This is a genomic window from Leptolyngbya sp. NK1-12, assembly GCF_032598965.1.
Lineage (GTDB): Bacteria > Cyanobacteriota > Cyanobacteriia > Elainellales > Elainellaceae > Elainella.
The window spans coordinates 3,972,323-3,991,128 of the sequence record NZ_CP053586.1 but is presented as its reverse complement, the minus strand read 5'-3'; the positions used below and the strand labels follow the sequence as shown (position 1 = coordinate 3,991,128).

The 18,806-nt window shown below is 52.1% G+C and carries 15 protein-coding genes; 11 read left to right on the top strand and 4 right to left on the bottom strand.

The genetic code is table 11. From position 1 onward, the window contains the following. The first annotated feature begins 39 nt into the window (after positions 1 to 39). The 5 genes from yqeK to bchD all read left to right on the top strand — a co-directional run bounded on the left by yqeK (position 40) and on the right by bchD (position 4,917). Positions 40 to 648, top strand: a complete 609-nt coding sequence (gene yqeK / locus HJG54_RS16925; RefSeq protein WP_316430143.1) for a bis(5'-nucleosyl)-tetraphosphatase (symmetrical) YqeK — start codon at positions 40 to 42, stop codon at positions 646 to 648. 112 nt (positions 649 to 760) lie between these two features. Beyond that, a complete protein-coding gene (gene rsfS, locus HJG54_RS16920; protein WP_035996658.1) occupies positions 761 to 1,204 on the top strand; it encodes a ribosome silencing factor in 444 nt (147 codons plus the stop codon). Between the two features lie 40 nt (positions 1,205 to 1,244). After that, positions 1,245 to 1,742 (top strand): CGLD27 family protein, encoded by a 498-nt coding sequence (locus HJG54_RS16915; protein WP_316430142.1) that lies wholly within the window; start codon positions 1,245 to 1,247, stop codon positions 1,740 to 1,742. A gap of 94 nt (positions 1,743 to 1,836) precedes the next feature. After that, a complete protein-coding gene (locus HJG54_RS16910) occupies positions 1,837 to 2,790 on the top strand; it encodes an asparaginase (protein WP_035996663.1) in 954 nt (317 codons plus the stop codon). 87 nt (positions 2,791 to 2,877) lie between these two features. Then, positions 2,878 to 4,917 (top strand): magnesium chelatase ATPase subunit D, encoded by a 2,040-nt coding sequence (gene bchD / locus HJG54_RS16905; RefSeq protein ID WP_316430141.1) that lies wholly within the window; start codon positions 2,878 to 2,880, stop codon positions 4,915 to 4,917. A 13-nt stretch (positions 4,918 to 4,930) separates the two neighbouring features. On the opposite strand, the gene HJG54_RS16900 is transcribed toward bchD, so the two are convergent. After that, complete coding sequence (locus HJG54_RS16900; protein WP_316430140.1) at positions 4,931 to 8,437, bottom strand: NB-ARC domain-containing protein; 3,507 nt, start codon at positions 8,435 to 8,437, stop codon at positions 4,931 to 4,933. Positions 8,438 to 9,177: 740 nt separating this feature from the next. On the opposite strand from HJG54_RS16900, the gene HJG54_RS16895 reads away from it, so the two are divergent. After that, positions 9,178 to 9,408 carry an NfeD family protein gene (locus tag HJG54_RS16895; RefSeq protein ID WP_316430139.1) on the top strand — a complete coding sequence of 77 codons (231 nt, stop codon included), beginning with the start codon at positions 9,178 to 9,180 and terminating at the stop codon, positions 9,406 to 9,408. 427 nt (positions 9,409 to 9,835) lie between these two features. On the opposite strand, the gene HJG54_RS16890 is transcribed toward HJG54_RS16895, so the two are convergent. Continuing rightward, positions 9,836 to 10,621, bottom strand: coding sequence for an RNA polymerase sigma factor SigF (locus HJG54_RS16890; protein ID WP_316430138.1), 786 nt, complete (start codon positions 10,619 to 10,621; stop codon positions 9,836 to 9,838). 287 nt (positions 10,622 to 10,908) lie between these two features. Here HJG54_RS16890 and HJG54_RS16885 point away from each other — a divergent pair, with 287 nt between their 5' ends. Together HJG54_RS16885 and HJG54_RS16880 are read left to right on the top strand one after the other, a co-directional pair. Next, positions 10,909 to 11,634, top strand: coding sequence for a Bax inhibitor-1 family protein (locus HJG54_RS16885; protein WP_316430137.1), 726 nt, complete (start codon positions 10,909 to 10,911; stop codon positions 11,632 to 11,634). Positions 11,635 to 11,768: 134 nt separating this feature from the next. Further along, the gene (locus HJG54_RS16880) at positions 11,769 to 12,794 is read left to right on the top strand and encodes an ABC transporter permease (RefSeq protein WP_316430135.1); all 1,026 of its coding nucleotides are present in this window, start codon (positions 11,769 to 11,771) and stop codon (positions 12,792 to 12,794) included. Between the two features lie 27 nt (positions 12,795 to 12,821). Here the strand turns inward: HJG54_RS16880 and HJG54_RS16875 are convergent, their stop codons facing one another. Beyond that, complete coding sequence (locus HJG54_RS16875; protein WP_316430134.1) at positions 12,822 to 13,289, bottom strand: hypothetical protein; 468 nt, start codon at positions 13,287 to 13,289, stop codon at positions 12,822 to 12,824. A gap of 615 nt (positions 13,290 to 13,904) precedes the next feature. Continuing rightward, entirely contained in the window at positions 13,905 to 14,000 is a 96-nt protein-coding gene (gene psaM / locus HJG54_RS16870) for a photosystem I reaction center subunit XII (protein WP_072009690.1), read from the bottom strand. A gap of 416 nt (positions 14,001 to 14,416) precedes the next feature. Between psaM and phoU the strand changes: the two genes are divergently transcribed. The 3 genes from phoU to HJG54_RS16855 all read left to right on the top strand — a co-directional run bounded on the left by phoU (position 14,417) and on the right by HJG54_RS16855 (position 18,795). After that, a complete protein-coding gene (gene phoU / locus HJG54_RS16865; RefSeq protein WP_035996681.1) occupies positions 14,417 to 15,070 on the top strand; it encodes a phosphate signaling complex protein PhoU in 654 nt (217 codons plus the stop codon). A 615-nt stretch (positions 15,071 to 15,685) separates the two neighbouring features. Beyond that, a complete protein-coding gene (locus HJG54_RS16860) occupies positions 15,686 to 18,094 on the top strand; it encodes a ribonuclease R family protein (RefSeq protein ID WP_316430132.1) in 2,409 nt (802 codons plus the stop codon). Between the two features lie 53 nt (positions 18,095 to 18,147). Continuing rightward, positions 18,148 to 18,795, top strand: a complete 648-nt coding sequence (locus HJG54_RS16855) for a flavin prenyltransferase UbiX (RefSeq protein WP_316430130.1) — start codon at positions 18,148 to 18,150, stop codon at positions 18,793 to 18,795. Positions 18,796 to 18,806 lie beyond the last annotated feature (11 nt).

Genomic DNA, 18,806 nt, shown 5'->3' with positions numbered 1-18,806 from the left:
TGATTCAGCGTTTACCTGAAGCAGCAGCAAGGACACTGCATGGGTGAGTTTGCCGGATTGCGCCAGCGGGTGTTGCATTGGTTAGCCAGCAACGTGCCTGAGTCGCGGGTAGAGCATGTGCTGCGCGTTGAGCAGATGGCAGCTGAGCTAGCTCGCAGGCATGGAGTGGAAGTGAGCAAAGCAGCCCAAGCTGGGTTGATGCACGACTTAGCCAAGTATTTCAAACCACAAGTTCTGCTGGAAATCGCCCGCGCTGAGGCGCTAATTACCGATCCGGTGGATGAGTTGAATCCCCATTTGCTGCATGCCGATGTCAGTGCGGTGGTAGCCCGCGACGAGTTTGGTATTCGCGATCCGGAAGTTTTGACAGCCATTGCCAACCATACCTTGGGCCGACCGGGGATGGATCACCTGAGCTGCGTTGTGTTTTTGGCCGACAGTCTAGAGCCGGGACGGGGCAGCACACCTGAGCTAGACATCCTGCGGCAGGTGAGTCAACAGGATTTGCACAAGGCCGTTTGGATGACCTGCAACCATACGCTGAATCAGTTAATTGCCAACCATCGCCTGATTCATCCCCGTGCCGTCGCCACACGCAATTGGTTTTTGCAGCGAGCGCGCCCAAAGGCAGAGGCTTCAGCGAGTTGAGTTTTGTTTGAAGGAGGAGTTAACCGATGCACCTAAACGTGAATAGTCCGAAGTTTGGTTACGCTGTTCATCAACTTTTTTAACGATTAGTCAAGGAGAAGATCTGTACTGCATGAACTCTATTCCAACCCCATCTTTCCCCAATCCGATCAATTCGAGTGCTGCCCTCCAGCCCGCCCGCACCGAAGCAGAAAGCCGTCAACTAGCACTGACGATTGCCCAGGCCGCTGATGATCGCAAAGGTGGCAATATTGTGCTGCTCAAGGTGGCCGACGTGTCCTACCTGGCCGACTATTTCGTCATCGTCACCGGCTTTTCTAATGTGCAGGTGCGGGCCATTGCTCGCTCGATTGAAGACAAGGTAGAAACCGACTGGCAGCAGTTGCCGCTGCGAATTGAAGGACAAACCGAGGGAAGCTGGGTTTTGATCGACTACGGTGATGTGATCGCCCATATCTTCATGCCCAAGGAACGCGAGTTCTATAACCTAGAGGCATTTTGGGGACATGCCGAACAGTTGCCGTTTGCCCTATCGAGTTCGCCAGAGATTCGCTAAATTAAAGAAACGAGTGCAGCCCCATTTGTTTTCTTGAGCCATGAATTCTTCTGCGCCTGTCTGTCCGGTTCCGGCGGAGCAACAGCCCATCAATGAGTATCAGGAGCTAAAGGAATCCTGGTTTTTTCGGTGGGCCACGGTGGAGTTGGGTAGCTACTTGAAGCCGATTGTGATTCTCTGGGTCGTAGGCTGGCTGTTGGCCGCTCCGGTTGCCGCAGTCAGCTTTCCCCCAGCGAAATATCCGCTGCAATTTTTCTTGAGTGGAGCCGCAGGAGCAATGGTGCTGCCGCTACTGGCGTTGATCCGGCTCTACCTGGGCTGGATCTATGTCTGTAATCGCCTGCTGCAACCAACGGTATTTTATGAGGAATCGGGCTGGTACGATGGGCAGGTTTGGCAAAAGCCGGAAGAAGTGCTGCAACGCGACCGGCTGATTGTTACTTACCAAATTCGCTCATTGCTGCGGCGGTTGCAGTTAACCTTTATTGTGATCGCGTCGCTATTGCTGGCTGACGGCATGATTTGGATTTTTTTGTGATTCTAATTATCAACAATTATCAATTTTTCTATGCCTGTGGAATTTTTGGATCAACTGCTTGCGTCTGCGCCCGGAGTGTGGCAAAGTCATAGCCATGACTAGGGGAAAACGTACACAATCGGCAGAGTTAGAAGTCCGGCTCCTACGAGAAGGCATTGTTGAATCAGTTCATCGGGTTCAGGCTGTTGTTGCAGATAACCGAGGCCGGACGCTGTCAGTTGCAGGCAGTGCTGAAGCCGCCACGTTTGTTCGGTCTGCTCTGAAGCCGTTTCAGGCGCTTGCTGTCACTACAACCGGCACGCTGGAGCGCTATGGTCTCAACGATCGAGATTTGGCAATTATGTGTGCCTCCCATCAGGGTACAGTAGCCCAAGCTCGACAAGCCTTTAATATCCTCTGGCGCTGTGACATTCCACCTTCGGCTTTACAGTGTCCGATTCCTGCTGGCAAGCGCAGCCCGCTAGAACACAACTGTTCTGGCAAACATGCAGGTATGCTGGCTGTGTGTCGTCAGCGCAATTTCCCGTTGAGTACCTATCTACAGCGCAATCATCCGGTACAGCAGCTTATCTTGACAAAGGTGGCCGAACTGCTGCGGATGCCGCCCGCCGAATTTATTAGTGCCCATGATGATTGTGGTGCTCCCACCTACTTTATGCAGTTAGCCCAAATGGCGACGCTCTACGCCCGTCTTGCTTCGGGTGACAATCTCGACATGGAGCGGATCGTTAGGGCCATGACGCACCATCCCAGTCTGATTTCGGGCAATGGCCAGTTTGATACCGAACTGATGCGTCTCTCAGAAGGAGAACTAGTCAGCAAAGCCGGTGCAGAAGGCATTCAGTGCATTGGGCGCATCGGCGAGGGGCTAGGGTTAGCAATCAAAGCGGTCGATGGAGCCAAACGCGCCAAGCACGCGGCGGCTATCTATCTGCTCAAGCAAATGGGCTGGATCACGCCTGCCTTAGAGGAACGTCTGACCGAAATCTTCATGACCCTGGGTGATTATAAACGCCTAGAAGTGGTCGGTGAACTGTCGATGCTGTAGGCAAGATGGCTTTGGCTGAAATTTGAACACCATGCACGGCAAGCTTTCTTGGTATGCTGAAAGACTGAACTCTTTTGCATTTCCCTTATGCCTGCGCTCACCAGTTCACCTGCTATCACGGCTTTTCCCCTCACGGCTGTCGTGGGGCAGGAAGCAATTAAGCTCGCCTTGCTGTTGGCCGCGATTGATCCAGCACTCGGAGGTGTGGTGATTGCCGGACGGCGCGGTACAGCCAAATCGGTCATGGCCCGGGCAATCCATGCGCTGCTGCCGCCGATTGAAGTGGTAAAAGGCTCCTGCTGTAACTGTGACCCGACCCAGCCCAACGAATGGGACGACGAAACAATCGCCAGATTCGCTAGTGAGTTGAATTTCTCAGGGCTGCCAACCGAGATCATTCCCGCCCCATTTATTCAGGTTCCTCTGGGTGTGACCGAAGACCGACTGCTGGGATCAGTGGATGTGGCGCAGTCGATTAAGCGCGGCGAAACGGTATTTCAGCCCGGATTGCTGGCCGAAGCCCATCGAGGGGTGCTGTATGTGGATGAAATCAACCTGCTCGACGACCAGATTGCAAACCTGCTGCTGACTACTCTGAGCGAAGGCCGTAACCAAATCGAGCGGGAAGGTATCAGCTTTCAACATCCCTGTAGGCCACTGCTGATTGCCACCTACAATCCGGAAGAAGGCGATCTGCGCGAACATTTGCTCGACCGGATTGCGATTGTCCTCTCTGCCGATGCCGTGCTGGGATTGGATCAGCGAGTTGAGGCAGTGGATCAGGCCACGCAGTTTGCGGAATCGCCGCAAGCCTTCTTGCAACAGTACGCAGAGGACATCGACGGTTTGAAAACTCAGATCGTCTTGGCACGAGAATGGCTCAAGGATGTGCAAGTCCAGCCCGAACAGATTGCCTACTTGGTTAATGAAGCGATTCGGGGTGGGGTGCAGGGCCATCGGGCCGAACTGTTTGCCCTCCGGGTTGCTAAAGCCCATGCTGCTCTTGACGGACGTACCGCCGTAAACGCTGAGGATTTGCGACGAGCCGTTGAGTTGGTGATTGTACCCCGATCCACGATCGTGCAGACACCTCCAGAAGAAATGCCGCCCCAACCGCCACCGCCGCCGCAAGACCAGCAGGAGTCGGAGCAGGATCAGGACGAAGACGAACCCGATGAGCCAGAAGATGAGCCACCCGAAGAACCGCCCAGCATTCCAGAAGAATTCATTTTCGACCCAGAAGGTGTGCTGCTGGACCCATCGGTGCTCTACTTTGCCCAAATGGCGAGCCGACAAGGCAAATCCGGTTCTCGTAGTACCATCTTTTCGGAAGATCGGGGCCGCTACATTAAGCCCGTCTTACCGAGAGGTACGGTGCGGCGAATTGCGGTAGATGCAACCTTACGGTCAGCCGCTCCCTATCAAAAAGTGCGGCGGCAGCGCTATGAGCAAACCCATCCAGCGTCGCGTAAGCGGGTGTTTGTGGAACAAGGCGATCTGCGAGCAAAACGGTTGGCCCGCAAGGCCGGAGCGCTGATTGTCTTTGTAGTAGATGCCTCTGGCTCGATGGCATTGAACCGAATGCAGTCCGCGAAGGGTGCTGTTTTACGCTTACTGACCGAAGCCTACGAGAATCGCGATCAGGTGGCCCTCATTCCGTTTCGGGGGGAACAGGCCGAGGTGCTGTTGCCTCCTACCCGCTCGATTACTGCTGCCCGCCGTCGCCTAGAACGCATGCCCTGTGGTGGTGGCTCTCCCTTGGCCCATGGATTAACCCAAGCCGTCCGGGTAGGTATGAACGCCAAACAATCCGGCGATATTGGTCAGGTCGTGATTGTGGCGATTACGGACGGTCGTGGCAATATTCCGCTGGCTCGTTCCCTGGGTGAACCCTTACCGGATGGCGAAAAACCGGATATCAAAGCCGAACTGCTGGATCTAGCCGACAAGATTCGCCTGACTGGATTCCAGCTTTTGGTCATCGATACTGAAAACAAATTTGTCTCGACCGGATTCGCTAAAGAAATCGCTAAACACGCGGGTGGCAAATACTATCACTTGCCCAAAGCCACCGATCAGGCAATCGCAGCCATGACCAAAGGAGCCTTACGGGATATCACGGGCTAGCAAGCTCCAGCACTCAGCAACAGGTTAAGTACTCGTCGATCGCGCCTAGGGCGATCAGCGTACTTCTCTGAGTTGGCGATAGGTTCAGAGCGCCAGTAATGTTCATGCCTTCGTAAAGTCTGGGTAGCCGCAGGGTTTTTAGCTCCTTGCCGGTTTCTACCTGCCAGAGTTTGATCGCCTCATCGTTGCTGCCGCTGGCTAGAAGCTTGCCATCCAAACTAAACGCCACCGACCGCACCCGATCTGCGTGACCTTCGAGAGCCTGTAAGCACTGACCTGACTTTACATCCCACAGCCGCACCACCCGATCATCGCTGCCGCTCGCCAAAATGCGGCTATCTCGACTAAAGGCCACCGAGCGGATTCCATTCTTAAAACCATCCAGTGTGCTGAGATTTTTGCCGCTTTTCACGTCCCACAGCCGCACCATTCGACCGACACTGCTGCTGGCCAGTGTCTTGCCATCGGGGCTAAAAGCGACTGACCGAATCCAGTGGGTATGTCCTTTCAACGTATTCAAACACTGATAGGTACGCACATCCCACAGTTTGACTGTCAGGTCGCTACTGCCGCTGGCGAGGGTGTTGCCATCCGGGCTAAAGGTAACCGACCAAACCCAGTCGGTGTGTCCAGATAGAATTGCTAGACATTGCCCGGTCATGACTTGCCAGAGCCGAACTGTTCTGTCGCTGCTGCCGCTGGCGAGTATTTGCCCATCCGGGCTAAAAGCCACTGAATGCACACCATCCCCATGCCCAGAGAAAATCTTCAAGCATTCCCCAGTGCCCATATGCCAGAGGCGAATTGTGCAGTCCTCACTGCCGCTGGCAAGCAGGCGGCCATCGGGACTAAAGGCCACCGACCAAACGCGGCTCTTATGCTCCGATAACTCAATTAGGCACTGTTCGGTCGCTATATTCCAAATTCGAACTGTTTGATCCTCGCTACCGCTGGCCAGGGTTTGCCCGTCCGGACTAAAGGCCACCGAGCGAATGCCACGAGCATAGCCCTGTAGGGTTTTCAGCCGTTGCCCGTTCTTCACATCCCATAGTTTCACGGTTTGATCATCGCTACCGCTGGCTAGAAGCTGCCCATCGGGACTGAATTTGACCGAGCGCACCCAGCTTGTATGCCCATGCAGAGTCTTCAGCAGTTCACCCGTTTCCACCTGCCAGAGCCGCACGGTTTGATCTTCACTGCCGCTGGCCAAAACCTGACCATTTGGACTAAAAACTACTGACCAAACCCAGCCGCGATGCCCTTTTAAGGTGCGCCAGCATTTCCCAGTCTCTAGAGTCCAGAGGCAAATTGTATGGTCACTACTGCCGCTAGCGAGGGTTTGTCCATCAGGACTGAAAGCCACCGAACGCACGCCACGCAGATGCTGCTTCAGCACTCGTATACAGTTTCCTTGCCTCACATCCCAGAGACAAATTGTGTGGTCACTGCTACCGCTGGCTAGAAGCTGCCCATCGGGACTAAAGGCCACCGAACGTACCACGTTGGTATGCTCTGTCAGTTTGTGGATGCATTCACCTGTCGCAACCTGCCAAATCCGCACCGTGTGGTCATCACTACCACTGGCTAGAAGCTGCCCATCGGGACTAAAGGCGACTGAACGCACCCAGCTCGTATGGTTTTCCAGAATTCGGTTACACTGCCCAGTCGCCACATTCCACAAGCGAATCGTTTTGTCTTCACTGCCGCTCGCGAGCGTTTGCCCATCGGGACTGAAGGCTACCGACCGCACCCAGTCCTCGTGCCCTTGCCAGGTGGCGATCTGTTCGCCTGTGACTAAATTCCAAATGCGGATTTGATTATCAGTGTCGCCAGTGGCCAACCGTTTGCCATCTGGACTAAACGCCAGCGACAGAATGCTGCCCAACTTTTCGGCGAAAACCGATTGGGCTAGATCGGCTCGCGTAAAGTTGACGCGATGCAGCTCCATATCCTTGAGATAGGCTTGTCGCACCGTCAGTCGAGAGAAATCGCAGTCGCTTAGGTCCAGACGCATTTGTCCCATGAGGTTCAGCAGATTGCCCGCCATATAGCCCGGTTTGAGTGGAGCCTGCTGCTGTTCGGCCACCAACTGCAAAAGGCGCTGTTGAACGGCTACCTCGTTGGCGAAATTAGTGGCTAAGCGTTCAATCAAGGGCTTTAAAATCAGCCCAATTTGCCGCTCGCGGATGTAGTCTTTTGCCTCGGCCTTGATCAAGGCGTGACTGTTGAGTAGCTTGATTTTTCCAGAGCTGATTTCTTCATAAACACGCTCAATCAAACGATTCGCCACATATTCCATCACGACCGGCTGAAGCGAAAATAAGGCTTTATCCCGTTCGACCAATGAGCGGCGACTTAGAGATTCCAACGCTTCTAGCAATCTGGGTTGAGCTACGGGCGGCACCATGTCATTGCGTAATTCGGTCAGCGAGGTTGGTTCTGCACTCAGGGCTAGCCAATACATGATGTGCCGTTCTAAGCGAGAAAGCCGCTCAAACTGCTGCCGAAGCAGATTCGAAATATCGCCAAATACGGCAGTTCCCTGGTTCAAAAATTCGGTTAAACTGCCGCCAAACACTTCTTGGATTGTGACTGAAGCAATCTTGAGCGCCAGAGGATTGCCGCCATAGAGCTGGTTAATGGTGGACCAAGCCTGGTCTGACTCCGCAAAAAGCCCCCTTTCCTTGAAAAAGTCGCGGGCTTCAATGGCTGTTAATCCTTGCAGGTGAAAGGCTCGGACTTTTCTGCCTTCGAGTTCGGTAAATTCTTGAGTTTTTTCGCTGCTGGTAGCTACCAAACAGCTCTGATGCTCGGTTTTAGCAACGAGTCGCAACAATGTGCCATAGTCCTGATAGCCCTCCTGATAAGTACCGGCCAAAGCATCGCGCCGCAACGTGTGCTCGATACCATCTAGGATCAACAAACAGCGATGGCGTTGCAAATAGCCAAGCAGCTGCACCATGCGCTCGTCTAGGTTTTCAGAGAGTCTATCAACCTGCCCATCGCCAAGTTTTTGCAGTAATTCTGCCAGAATTTCGTTCGGAGGCGGGGTGTGACTGAGCGAGCACCAAACCACCTGCTCAAATTGGTCTTTGACTCGCTTGACGAGTTCCGCCACCAAACTTGTTTTGCCAATTCCACCACTGCCTAGCACCTCCACTAAGCGACAGCGCTCCTTAACAACCCAGGCTTCTAGCTGATCCAATTCCCGACTGCGGCCATAGAAAGCATCAACCTCGGCAAGGCTTTCAAACACCATCTCCGGTGTATCTGCCCATTTTGTGGTCTGTTTCGTGGATTTGGGTGCAGATACTGACCTTGATAGATCTTTTGGATCTTCGGCTGGTTCAGCCTGCAATTGAGACGGGTACTGCTGCTGATATTGGGACATCAATACCTGTAGAAGCCTAGCTAGCTTGCCCGGCCCCCTGCCGAGAATATTAAACTTGCGGTAGACCTCACCCAATCGTTTTCGAGCAGCGGCGGCGTCAATTTCCAACGCCACAGCAATATCAGCCATAGAGTTGCCTTCTAGGGCAAGGTGCAGGACTTGAAACTCCGTATCTGAAACACCACGGCGACTAACGAGCGTTCTTAAGGCGTCTTGGGGGATCACTGCAACTAGCTCGCATTGCTAAAGGTTCAGTTCAAGGCTGATACTCTTTTCTAGCACAAATCACTTATGTGATTCACAACTTTCTCTACGATAGTGCGTGTTGTGAGATTTCTGGATGAATCTTCCGTGAAGTCTGACCTGCCAGTAGATAATTCAATCAGATTATTCTCAAGGCTGCAAACCGTTTTTGCCTCCTGGTTTGACCATTGGCTGAAAACAAAGTGCTATAGTAAAATTGTCTCTTTCTCACAATTTGGTTGATATTCTCACAAAAGTGAGATATGGTTATGACGTAACCCATTCCATCCAAGTTTCCATTCAGGTAAAGGCGGTTGTCAGACAGAACCTGCGCCAATGCACTAAGCCAGAACAGCCAGAACAGAATGAATGGCAATGTGGTGTGAGACCATGTGAGATCAATAGGTTTTCTTGGCGAATTTTTTATTAATTTTGCTATGGCAGCGACGATGGGAGTGCTGCCTTTTGATTGAAGGTAGGCAGTAAGGCGTTGCCAAAAACAATTTTCTCACTTGAGTGAGAGTGCGGATTGAAATACTTCACATAGTCAAATGCCTTCCTTGGGGAAGGCAAATTCGACATCCAAACATCCAATCAGTTTTTCATTCGAGGTAGGTGCGATGATTATGAGTAGTCTATTCCTTCCTTCTAATTCCCAACTGCTGCCTGAGCCTGCCTTGGGAATTACAGATCGACCGATTGCCTATGGTCAGAATGGGCGAGTCAAGTACAAAGGAACCTACTGGTCTGCCCAACTGTATCGGCCGGAGCCAACGACAGTAGTCTCTGTTGGTGAACCTGTGAGCATCATTGGAATACGCGGAATTACCTTACTCGTGACGCCAACCGCATCCTGAGGGCGCTGATCATGATGGGAAGACCACCCGAGTATAGTCCGTTGCTAAAGTTTGCAGGAAATGTACTCAAATATTATTTGCTGAGCTGGCTTTGCTTTGCAGTCATTTGTATTGTATTGGCTGGTCTTGGGGCATTCGAGGTAATTGCCTTTCTGGTTGCGACAGTAGCACAGTTCCTGCTACGCCTAGTGGTTTTCATCTTTTGCCTAGTCGTAGTTGGGGCTGTGGCTGAAGCTTGGAAACACTGGTGAGGTAGGGGCAAACTGACTTGAAAGCTTGAATAATCCTCAATCCTTGAGGCAATACAGATTTAGGGATTGGGCTGTCACCTGCTATCCGTCATTGCAATTTGCTTCGAGGCTGACCAACGTTCAACGACGGGTGACAGTTTAAGTTAGGTTTTTCTAAAGTTAAGACTGGACGATGCTTAGGGATCGGTCTGGAGCGTCTGCGGTTGCAAAAACACCATCATTTGCTCTAAACCTCGCTGAATCCGGCGAGTTACGGTCATGGGGCTGACGCCAATCCGCTCGGCCACTTCTTTGCGAGACAGTTCATTGAAGAAGACAAATTCGATCGCAGCTCTGGTCTTATCTTCTAATTGGCTCAGGGCACGCTGGAGCTGTTGCCGGTCTTCTTCTAGCCGCTGGAGCGCCTGATAGCGAGCATCGGGCAGAGTTTCACCCAACGTAATCGAAGAATCAACCTGCTGGCAAACGGTAGCATCTAGGCTGAGAGGTAAACGATTCTTAACGGCTAGCTTGATTTCGCGCCACTCATAAGCAGAAATTCCCAGTGCTTCAGCAATTTCTGTGTCGTTTGGCTGATAGCCCAGTTTCTTAGCTAAAGTTACCCGAACTTTCTGACCTTCTTTTTGTAGATCTTGCCAGCGTCTGGGCACCTTAATAGAACTACCCCGGTCGCGGAGAAAATGCAGCATTTCACCCCGAATGTAAGGCACCGCAAACGAGCTAAAGGCACAACCTTGACTAGGATTAAACCGTTCGATTGCCCGGATCAAACCGAGATAGCCAATTTGTTCCAGGTCTTCGTAAGGTTCGGCACACTGATGACTGACTCGATGAGCAATCTTACGAACCAAGCCAGCATTCATGCGCACCAGTTTGTTACGGAGTGCTACAGAAGGATTTTGCTGATAGGCCATCAACAATTCCATGCAGTTAGAACGAAGAGAAGATTGAGTAGCCGTCATTTGAATGAACCACCTTGTATCGGATTTAGGCTCATTGTCGGCAGAGAAGAGATAGCAAACCATCGTTATTCCACGGGAATGAACGGAGGCTGCCTCGGTAGGATCAGCAGAAATACTGACCACTTACTGAGCCACTACGGGATCTTTGAGCAGACAGCGGCGTTTCACACGCAAAGATTGGCACTCGTTTCGGGATAGATCACCTAAAATCGAGTCAGAACCCGATCCGCATAGTGATTCAGCAAACGGGACTGTCAGTTAACAAGTTTGTTAACAAGGAACTATCTATGAGCAATTCCAGTAACTTTCGGAGTGCCATTCGTCAGGCACAGGGACAAGCCCTGATCGGCCCCAATGTAATTTCCAACGCGCTGCCCTATCTCGGCGGTGGTCTGATTCTCACAGCGGTTGGTATCTACGGCGGCTTGAGGGTGATTCAAGCGAATCCGGCACTGTTTATGCCGACATTCATTGGGGCGCTGGTCCTTCAGTTAATTTTGTTTTTTGTGGCCAGGGGAGTTGCCGAAAAGGGCAATAACAGCACCGCCTTACCCCTGCTGGCAACCTACAGTTTGCTAACCGGATATACCCTGAGCGGCATTGTGCAGGTGGCGCTGGGGACTCAAGGCGTGGGTGTGGCCGGTATCGGCATTGCGGCCCTTGGCTGTGGTGCGACGTTCATTGTGGCACGTCAGATTGGTTCCAACCTATCAGAGCAGGATGGCTTAGCATTCGGCAAAACGATTCAGATTGGGATTATTGCCCTCCTGGTTGTCTTGGTGCTGCAACTGCTGTTTAGCTTGTTTGGCGTTTTTACTCCAACCTGGTTAGAAATCGCGATTTCTGGGCTTGGAGTCATGTTGTTTGCCGGTGCTGCTGTGGTTGATTTCTTTGTGTTGCCGCGTGCCTACCGAGATGATCAGTATCTTCCGGCTGCGCTGTCGATGTACCTCACCTACATCAACCTGTTCGTCTTCATTCTGCGGCTTTTGATCGCAGTCAACCGCGAGTAGAACCCGTTTTGGGATAGATTACATACATTTGAAGATCTAACGATCAAGGACTGAGTGGAAATTCTGCTCAGTCTTTTGTGTTTCAATTGGGTTTCAGGTTAATTTTCAGTACAAACGACTCATTCCCTTTCTCCATGTCTCGTTCCAGAGCACTCCAATACTACGTTCTGTCCCGGCTGCTGCTAGCTCCGCTGATGATTTGGACCATCACGACGGTGATTTTTCTGCTGCTACGGGCCACCCCAGGCGATCCGATCGACTCGCTGCTAGGCCCCCGCGCCCCCGAAAGTGCCAAGGCAGAACTGCGGGCTAGTCTAGGGCTAGATGCGCCCCTATGGTTGCAGTATCTCCGCTACATGGGCAGTTTGCTGCGGTTTGATCTGGGCACTTCGCTCGCTAGCCAAGGCCAATCGGTTTGGGAAATCATTCAGCAGCATTTTCCGGCCACAATGGAGCTAGCCATCTTCAGCATGCTGGTGTCTGTAGTAGTGGGAGTAAGCGTTGGTGCGTTGGCGGCCTCTAAGCCGAATACGCCAATTGATGTGGGAGGACGTTTGTTTGGTATCTTTACCTACGCCGTCCCGATGTACTGGTTTGGCATGTTGTTGCAGTTGGTATTTGCAGTTCAGTTGCGCTGGTTCCCGCTAGGCACTCGGTATCCGCTCAGGATGGCTGCGCCTCAAGGGCCGACTGGCCTGTATGTAGTTGACAGTCTGCTGCACGCCAATTTCGAGCAGTTTTTTACCAGTTTGTACTACTTGGCCCTGCCTAGCCTCACCCTCGGCCTCCTGCTCAGCGGTATCTTTGAACGCATGGTGCGGGTGAACCTGAAGCAGACGTTAAAGGCAGACTATGTCGAAGCAGCGCGAGCACGGGGCATCCCTGAATCCCGCATTGTGGTTGCCCATGCCCTTAAGAATGCCTTGATTCCGGTAATTACCGTGCTTGGCTTAACCTTTGCCTCACTGTTGGGCGGCGCGATTCTCACTGAAGTGACATTCTCCTGGCCAGGTCTCGCAAATCGACTTTACAGCGCTATTTCTCTGCGCGACTACCCGGTAGTACAGGGCATTATGGTGTTTTTCTCAGTGATTGTGGCCTTGGCTAGCATTTTGATTGATATTCTCAACGCCTATATCGATCCACGGATTCGATATTGAGAGAAGTTTTGAGTTAATGCCCCTGCATCAATCCGGAGCGATGGCGGAATCGGCTGGCTGGCTGGTATCGGGTGAAGGCTTGGCTTTTTCCTCAGCTTCAGGTTTTTGAGTTTTTGGAGTCAGCCATACAACCTGCCGCTGCTTGGGGTTGAAGCGAATATTTTGCTCTTGCATGACGGTCACTGCCTGCTGCGGATCGAAGTGCCGATCAAAGTCTTCTTGCAGACCTGCGACCTTTGTGCTAGCTTCCTTGACTTCGGCTTCTAGTCTGACCAAATCGGCCTGTTGCTGGGTATTGTAAGGAATCAGCCGAGCTAGGGTAATAATTGCGGTTGTGGCAAGCAGCAGATTTACTCCTAGTTTTACCGTAGTTTCAACCGCCAAGGTATGGTGGGGCGAACGCTGAGGAGGCCGACGGGGCTGTCTGCGAACTCGATGCCGACGAGAGGGATTTGGCGAGGGAGATGGATCATGTTGAGGTTGCAATGCGTTCATAGTCGTCAAACCCTGCTCTCAAGAGGGGCAATTTTGCAAAGAAATAAATCGCAAGCGCTAAAGGATGCACCGTTAGCCCGTTGGTTCTAGGCTTCAGGAACTGCTTGCAAACAAGAGATTAACGCAAAATTTTTAATTTGCAAGCTTAATTTTTTGAGCTGCACGCCTATTTTATTCGCTCAAGAAATTTCTAGCTCAGTACTAACACAGTTCTGAGACTTTGTTTCAACTTGAGAAAGTATTTTTGCATAACTGACTTACTTTTGGCAGTCCTGTGAGTCAGTCATCAAAAGACAGTTCAGACGCTATAGGCGGGCTAGAGCAAGCCTATACCAGTGGTAACCATGAAAGTTAAAAGCCAAAATTTTCTTGACTGCTGACTGAACTTTACAATTTCTTTATGCTGCTTTAAATAGAACAGGGAGTACAAACCGCTGCATCGACCTAAGTGCCCAATTCGAACACTAGGCCCGATCCAGAGACTGACTCCCCGTTTTGAATTGGCAAAATATCCCGCTGGCTATTCGTTGCTGCCTCTAAAGCTTGCTTTGCAATCTAGAGCGCATTTCGTCAAACCAGCGGTAGTGGATCCCTTCGCTGATAGCTTTGATAGCTCTATTTATACAGCTCGGTGGAGAGCCGGAACGCCAACACAGCCGGGATCAGGGCAATGACCAGCGCAACATAGACTTGAGTATCTGATATAGACATGATTTAGAAAACTCCTAAGGTCATGTGATATATGGCAAGCAACCTTGCCCACTTCTGGATGAAGTAAGCATGGGCTAACGTCATTAAATGTCAGATAAATCTGGGCATTGTGGAACCCTTTGTCACATGATGTAACAAAGAACGGACGTTCTAGAGTGTGGTTTGATCGCCGTTGTTGCTTTGTAGATCTTTCTAGATTCCGTGTAACTAGGATGTAACTGCCTATTGCAACGCTGTAGACATCGAAAACTAGGATCAAGGGTTATCCTGGGAAAACGGAGATTTCAGCAATATGGTGTTGATCCTGGATGTGCAGCCTCATGATTTAACACATTTGCTGGAGTCAGGTTCAAAGTCTGATCCGGCTTTAGGCTTCTCGATTTTTGTTCTTCATCTTCAGTAGGGAGAGCCACTCGTTGGAAGATAAACGACCTACCCGGCTTCAGTTTGAACGGCAGCTCAGGCGTGTCCAGCGTGATGTGCTGCGCATGGGTGCTTTGGTGGAACATTCTTGTTGGCTAGCGCGGAAGGCTCTTTGTGAGCGTGATTTGGAAGCTGCTTATCAAATTTCAGTGCAGGATAAGCAAATTGACCAGCTTTACCGCCAGATTGAGGTCGATTGTGTCAATCTAATGGCGTTACAAGCTCCTGTCACGCAAGACCTGCGCCTATTGAGCGCCTTGATGCAGCTAATTCGCGATTTAGAACGAATTGGCGACTACGCCGAAGACATCGGAGAAATTGCCGTCAAGCTGTTTCCCTACCCAGTGCAGCCCTGTATGGAACGGGTGCAAATCATGCTGGATCGCTGTCGGGCGATGCTGGCCATGGGGTTAGCGGCCCTTTCTGATCTGGATGCCGAATCGGGACTGGACATCAAGCTCAAGGACGATGCGGTTGATTCAGATTACGAGTCGCTCTACAACTTGCTGGTTCACCACACGGATATCACCGACACGATTGAACCTACCGTGCTGCTGGTTTTGGCCATTCGCTATCTAGAACGCATGGCTGATCATGCCACCAATATCGGTAAGCGAGTCGCCTACATTGTGACCGGGAAACGGTGAAGCATAGCTGAGGATTTTGTCAAAGCAATATCACTCAACAGAAAAATTTCTCAGATGGACATGTTTTGCGTGAAAAGTGTTAATAAAATGAGTAAAGTGCGAAAATGAACGAAATTTTGGCACTCACTTCAGACCTCGTTCACTCGACTCGGTGTTCGTTAGCCTGATTTCTTGGCTGTATCAGCATTCTGTAGGGCCGATAATTCGGCAACTGTCGGTTGGCGCAACCTGCGACAGAGGATTGCAGAGGCGGGTACAGATTTCTGGAGGGATAGTCTGAAAGCGCATCCCCTTTGCCATGCAGACTAAGGAAGCAGAGATAGGCCTGAACCGTTCACACTCGGAACATTCATGCCTGAACCGTTGCAGCAGCTAAAAAGACATCTCGGTTGACGAGTGAAGTTAGCTGACACGCTCTGTTCACCTTAAGGGCAAAACGTAAAGGAGAGTGCTGGAGAACCGCAGCCTAGGCGATTTGTGTAGACTGTGGCGGCTACTGCACCCATCTCTAGGGCGGATTATGATTGGGTGTCCAGAATCGAGAATCATTTCGGCTGGCTTAGCGTATAACGATCAGGGTCGGATGGAGCTTAAATCATAAGGACCAATCGCTACATGGAATTTTCGATTGCAGAACTACTAGCCAATTTCACAGACGACAAGTTAGTTGCTCCTAAGGCTCTGGAGAAGAAACTCAACTGCAAAGATGAGACCAGCCAACGCTTGTTGCAGATTGTTTTAGATGCACTGGAAAAAGCCAATATTCTGGTGCGGGAGCGGGGCAAATACCGCCGCATCTTTGAAGACGATGTGGTGGAAGGCAAGCTGCGCTGCTCGAGCAAAGGGTTTTGTTTTGCGATCCAGGATGTGGAAGGTTCAGAAGATATCTACATCCGCGAGAGCCATTTGAATACAGCCTGGAACGGGGATCGGGTGCTGGTGAAAGTCACCAAAGAAGGCACGCGGCGACGCAGCCCCGAAGGAGAAGTAAGGCTGATTTTAGACCGGGCAAATTCCTCGGTGTTGGCTCGAGTCAAACAGGCAGAAAACGGCTATCGAGCCACACCCCTGGATGACCGGCTGCTGTTTGAAGTCGAGCTGAAAGAGAACGGTGTCAACTTAGAAGAAGCGGTAGATCAGCTTGCCCATGTGGAAATTCTGCGTTACCCGCTGGGCAACCATCCACCCCTGGGACGGGTGGCACAGATTCTAGGCAGCGATGCTGAGGCTGCTTCGGAATACGATATTGTTTGCTGCAAGCATGATCTGCCGCGCCAGTTCTCAGAAGCGGTGCTGGAAGAAGCCAAATCTCTGCCCACAAAGCTACGCAAAGCTGACCTGAAGCAACGGGTTGATCTGCGCCTACTGCCCACCATTACAATCGATGGTCCACTCAATCCCACGGGACCGGCAATCGATGATGCCCTGACGCTAGAGGAACTGGGAGCTGATCATTGGCGATTGGGAATTCACATTGCCGATGTGTCCTACTACATTGAGCCGGATTCCAGGCTAGATATCGAAGCTCGCCGACGGGGCACTTCAATCTACTTGGGCGAAAACGTGCTGCGGATGCTGCCTGAGCGAGTGCATCAATGCTGTTCCTTGGCGGCGGGTCAAGATCGGCTGGCCGTCTCCGTGCTGCTGACCCTGACCTCGGATGGACAGGTGGTGGAATTTGAAATCCAACCCACGGTGATTCAGGTGGATCATCGGCTCGATTATCAGCAGGCGCAAGCAATTGTACAGCGGCATGACTCTCCGGAGGATTCTGCCACTCGCCCCGCGGCCTATCCCTTGCCGACCCTAGACGAACTGCGCGAGTTCGAGCCGGTGTTTGAGATGCTGGACCAGCTCTTCATCCTCAGTCAGGCAATTCGTGCCCAACGGTTGCAGCGGGGTGCCTTTGATCTGAACCTGCCGGAAAAAATCTTTCCCAATGAAGCCAACCCAGAGCTGAGCAAGTTTCTCTCCACTAAGTTCCAATACGACGATGAAGGTGCGCTGGGGGCAATGGTGGTGTCTTCGCTGCTGCCGGCCCGCTCGATTGTCACCGAACTGATGCTGCTGGCCAACCAAATTGTTGCCTCTCACCTGTTGGCGCTCCAGGTACCGGCAATTTACCGAGTGCACCGAGCACCGGACCCCAGCGATGTGCAGGAATTGCTGAAGCTGGTGAGCAACATGGGCATCGACGCCCACCTGGAACAAGAAGATGTGGTGCATCCCCGCGACTATCAGCGCTTGGTGGAACAGTTCGCTGAGTCTAAGACCGAAAAGGTGCTGACCTATCTGCTGCTGTCTACCTTTAAACCCGCTGTCTACAGCACGACCCCCGGTCAACATTTTGGACTGGCGCTGGATGATGGCTATACCCACTTCACGTCGCCGCTGAGGCGCTATCCGGATCTGCTGGTGCATCGCGTCCTTCATGCGGTGTTTGAGCATGGCCGCGATCGTCGCAGCACTCGGTCCAAAGAGAAAGTCGATCTGCGCCACAGCTCTTGCCACGGCCAAATTACCTGGAATGTATTGCCTACTGATATCCAAACTGAACTCGAAGAAGCCTTTGCCGCTGTTGTGGTCCACCTGACTGAGCAAGAGAAGCTGGCTCAAGAAGCCGAAGCCGACCTGGAGGGCCTGAAGAAAGCCGAATTTATGCAGCAGCATACCGGCAAAATCTTCCACGGTTTGATTACCGGCGTCCAGTCCTACGGCTTCTTTGTGGAAATCGAAGAGCTGTTGGTGGAGGGGCTAGTGCATGTCAGTTCCTTAAAAGACGACTGGTACGAGTACCGCTCGCGGCAGCAGAAACTCGTAGGCCGCAAAAACCGCAAGCAGTACAAATTGGGCGACCGGGTTGAGGTGCAAGTCAAGAGCGTTGATTACTACCGTCAGCAGATTGATCTGGTGGCCGTGGGTGGCGGCAGCGAGGCTCCAGACGAAGATGAACCGGAAGAAGTGGTGCTAGAAGACGAGCTAGAGGACGCCAACGAGCCGGAAGAAGTGGAGGCGTATGATTAGGAGGTAAGGGCAGAAGCCAGCCCTAACTGATTCTGATATCTCCTATCTCATCTATGCCATCCAATTCCCAACTGCCGCTGATCCTGGGGGTGACGGGAGCCTCCGGCCTGATCTATGCGGTGCGTGCCCTCAAATTTCTGCTGGAAGCCGAGTACCCGATTGAACTGGTCGCCTCCAAATCGACCTACATGGTTTGGCAAGCCGAGGCAAATCTGCGGATGCCGGTCGAAGCAATGCAGCAAGAGCAATTTTGGCGACAGCAGGCCCAGGTTCCAATTAGCGGTAAATTGCGCTGCCATCCCTGGGGTGATGTGGGTGCAAACATTGCCAGCGGCTCGTTTCGCACGTTGGGCATGGTGATTCTGCCGTGCAGCATGAGTACGGTCGGTAAACTGGCAGCGGGCCTGAGTTCGGACCTGCTAGAGCGAGCGGCTGACGTGCAGCTAAAAGAAGGACGTAAACTGGTAGTAGTTCCTCGTGAAACGCCGTTTAGCCTGATCCATTTGCGCAACTTGACCACGCTAGCCGAAGCCGGTGCTCGGATCGTTCCCGCGATTCCGGCCTGGTACCACAACCCGCAAACAGTTACAGACTTGGTGGACTTCGTCGTAGCCCGTGCCCTAGACCAGTTGGATATTGCCTGCGTGCCGCTAAAGCGTTGGGAAGGACATCTAGAGTCAGTAGAGTCAGATCAGGGGTAAACAAGCATGGT

Bases quoted from the DNA above. Each gene is read 5' to 3' on its own strand.
- HJG54_RS16915 (WP_316430142.1), top strand. From the start codon at position 1,245: ATGAATTCTTCTGCGCCTGTCTGTCCGGTTCCGGCGGAGCAACAGCCC.
- HJG54_RS16895 (WP_316430139.1), top strand. From the start codon at position 9,178: ATGAGTAGTCTATTCCTTCCTTCTAATTCCCAACTGCTGCCTGAGCCT.
- HJG54_RS16885 (WP_316430137.1), top strand. From the start codon at position 10,909: ATGAGCAATTCCAGTAACTTTCGGAGTGCCATTCGTCAGGCACAGGGA.
- HJG54_RS16875 (WP_316430134.1), bottom strand. From the start codon at position 13,289: ATGAACGCATTGCAACCTCAACATGATCCATCTCCCTCGCCAAATCCC.
- rsfS (WP_035996658.1), top strand. From the start codon at position 761: ATGAACTCTATTCCAACCCCATCTTTCCCCAATCCGATCAATTCGAGT.
- HJG54_RS16890 (WP_316430138.1), bottom strand. From the start codon at position 10,621: ATGACGGCTACTCAATCTTCTCTTCGTTCTAACTGCATGGAATTGTTG.
- HJG54_RS16880 (WP_316430135.1), top strand. From the start codon at position 11,769: ATGTCTCGTTCCAGAGCACTCCAATACTACGTTCTGTCCCGGCTGCTG.
- yqeK (WP_316430143.1), top strand. From the start codon at position 40: ATGGGTGAGTTTGCCGGATTGCGCCAGCGGGTGTTGCATTGGTTAGCC.
- HJG54_RS16900 (WP_316430140.1), bottom strand. From the start codon at position 8,437: ATGGCTGATATTGCTGTGGCGTTGGAAATTGACGCCGCCGCTGCTCGA.
- psaM (WP_072009690.1), bottom strand. From the start codon at position 14,000: ATGTCTATATCAGATACTCAAGTCTATGTTGCGCTGGTCATTGCCCTG.
- HJG54_RS16860 (WP_316430132.1), top strand. From the start codon at position 15,686: ATGGAATTTTCGATTGCAGAACTACTAGCCAATTTCACAGACGACAAG.
- HJG54_RS16910 (WP_035996663.1), top strand. From the start codon at position 1,837: ATGACTAGGGGAAAACGTACACAATCGGCAGAGTTAGAAGTCCGGCTC.
- bchD (WP_316430141.1), top strand. From the start codon at position 2,878: ATGCCTGCGCTCACCAGTTCACCTGCTATCACGGCTTTTCCCCTCACG.
- HJG54_RS16855 (WP_316430130.1), top strand. From the start codon at position 18,148: ATGCCATCCAATTCCCAACTGCCGCTGATCCTGGGGGTGACGGGAGCC.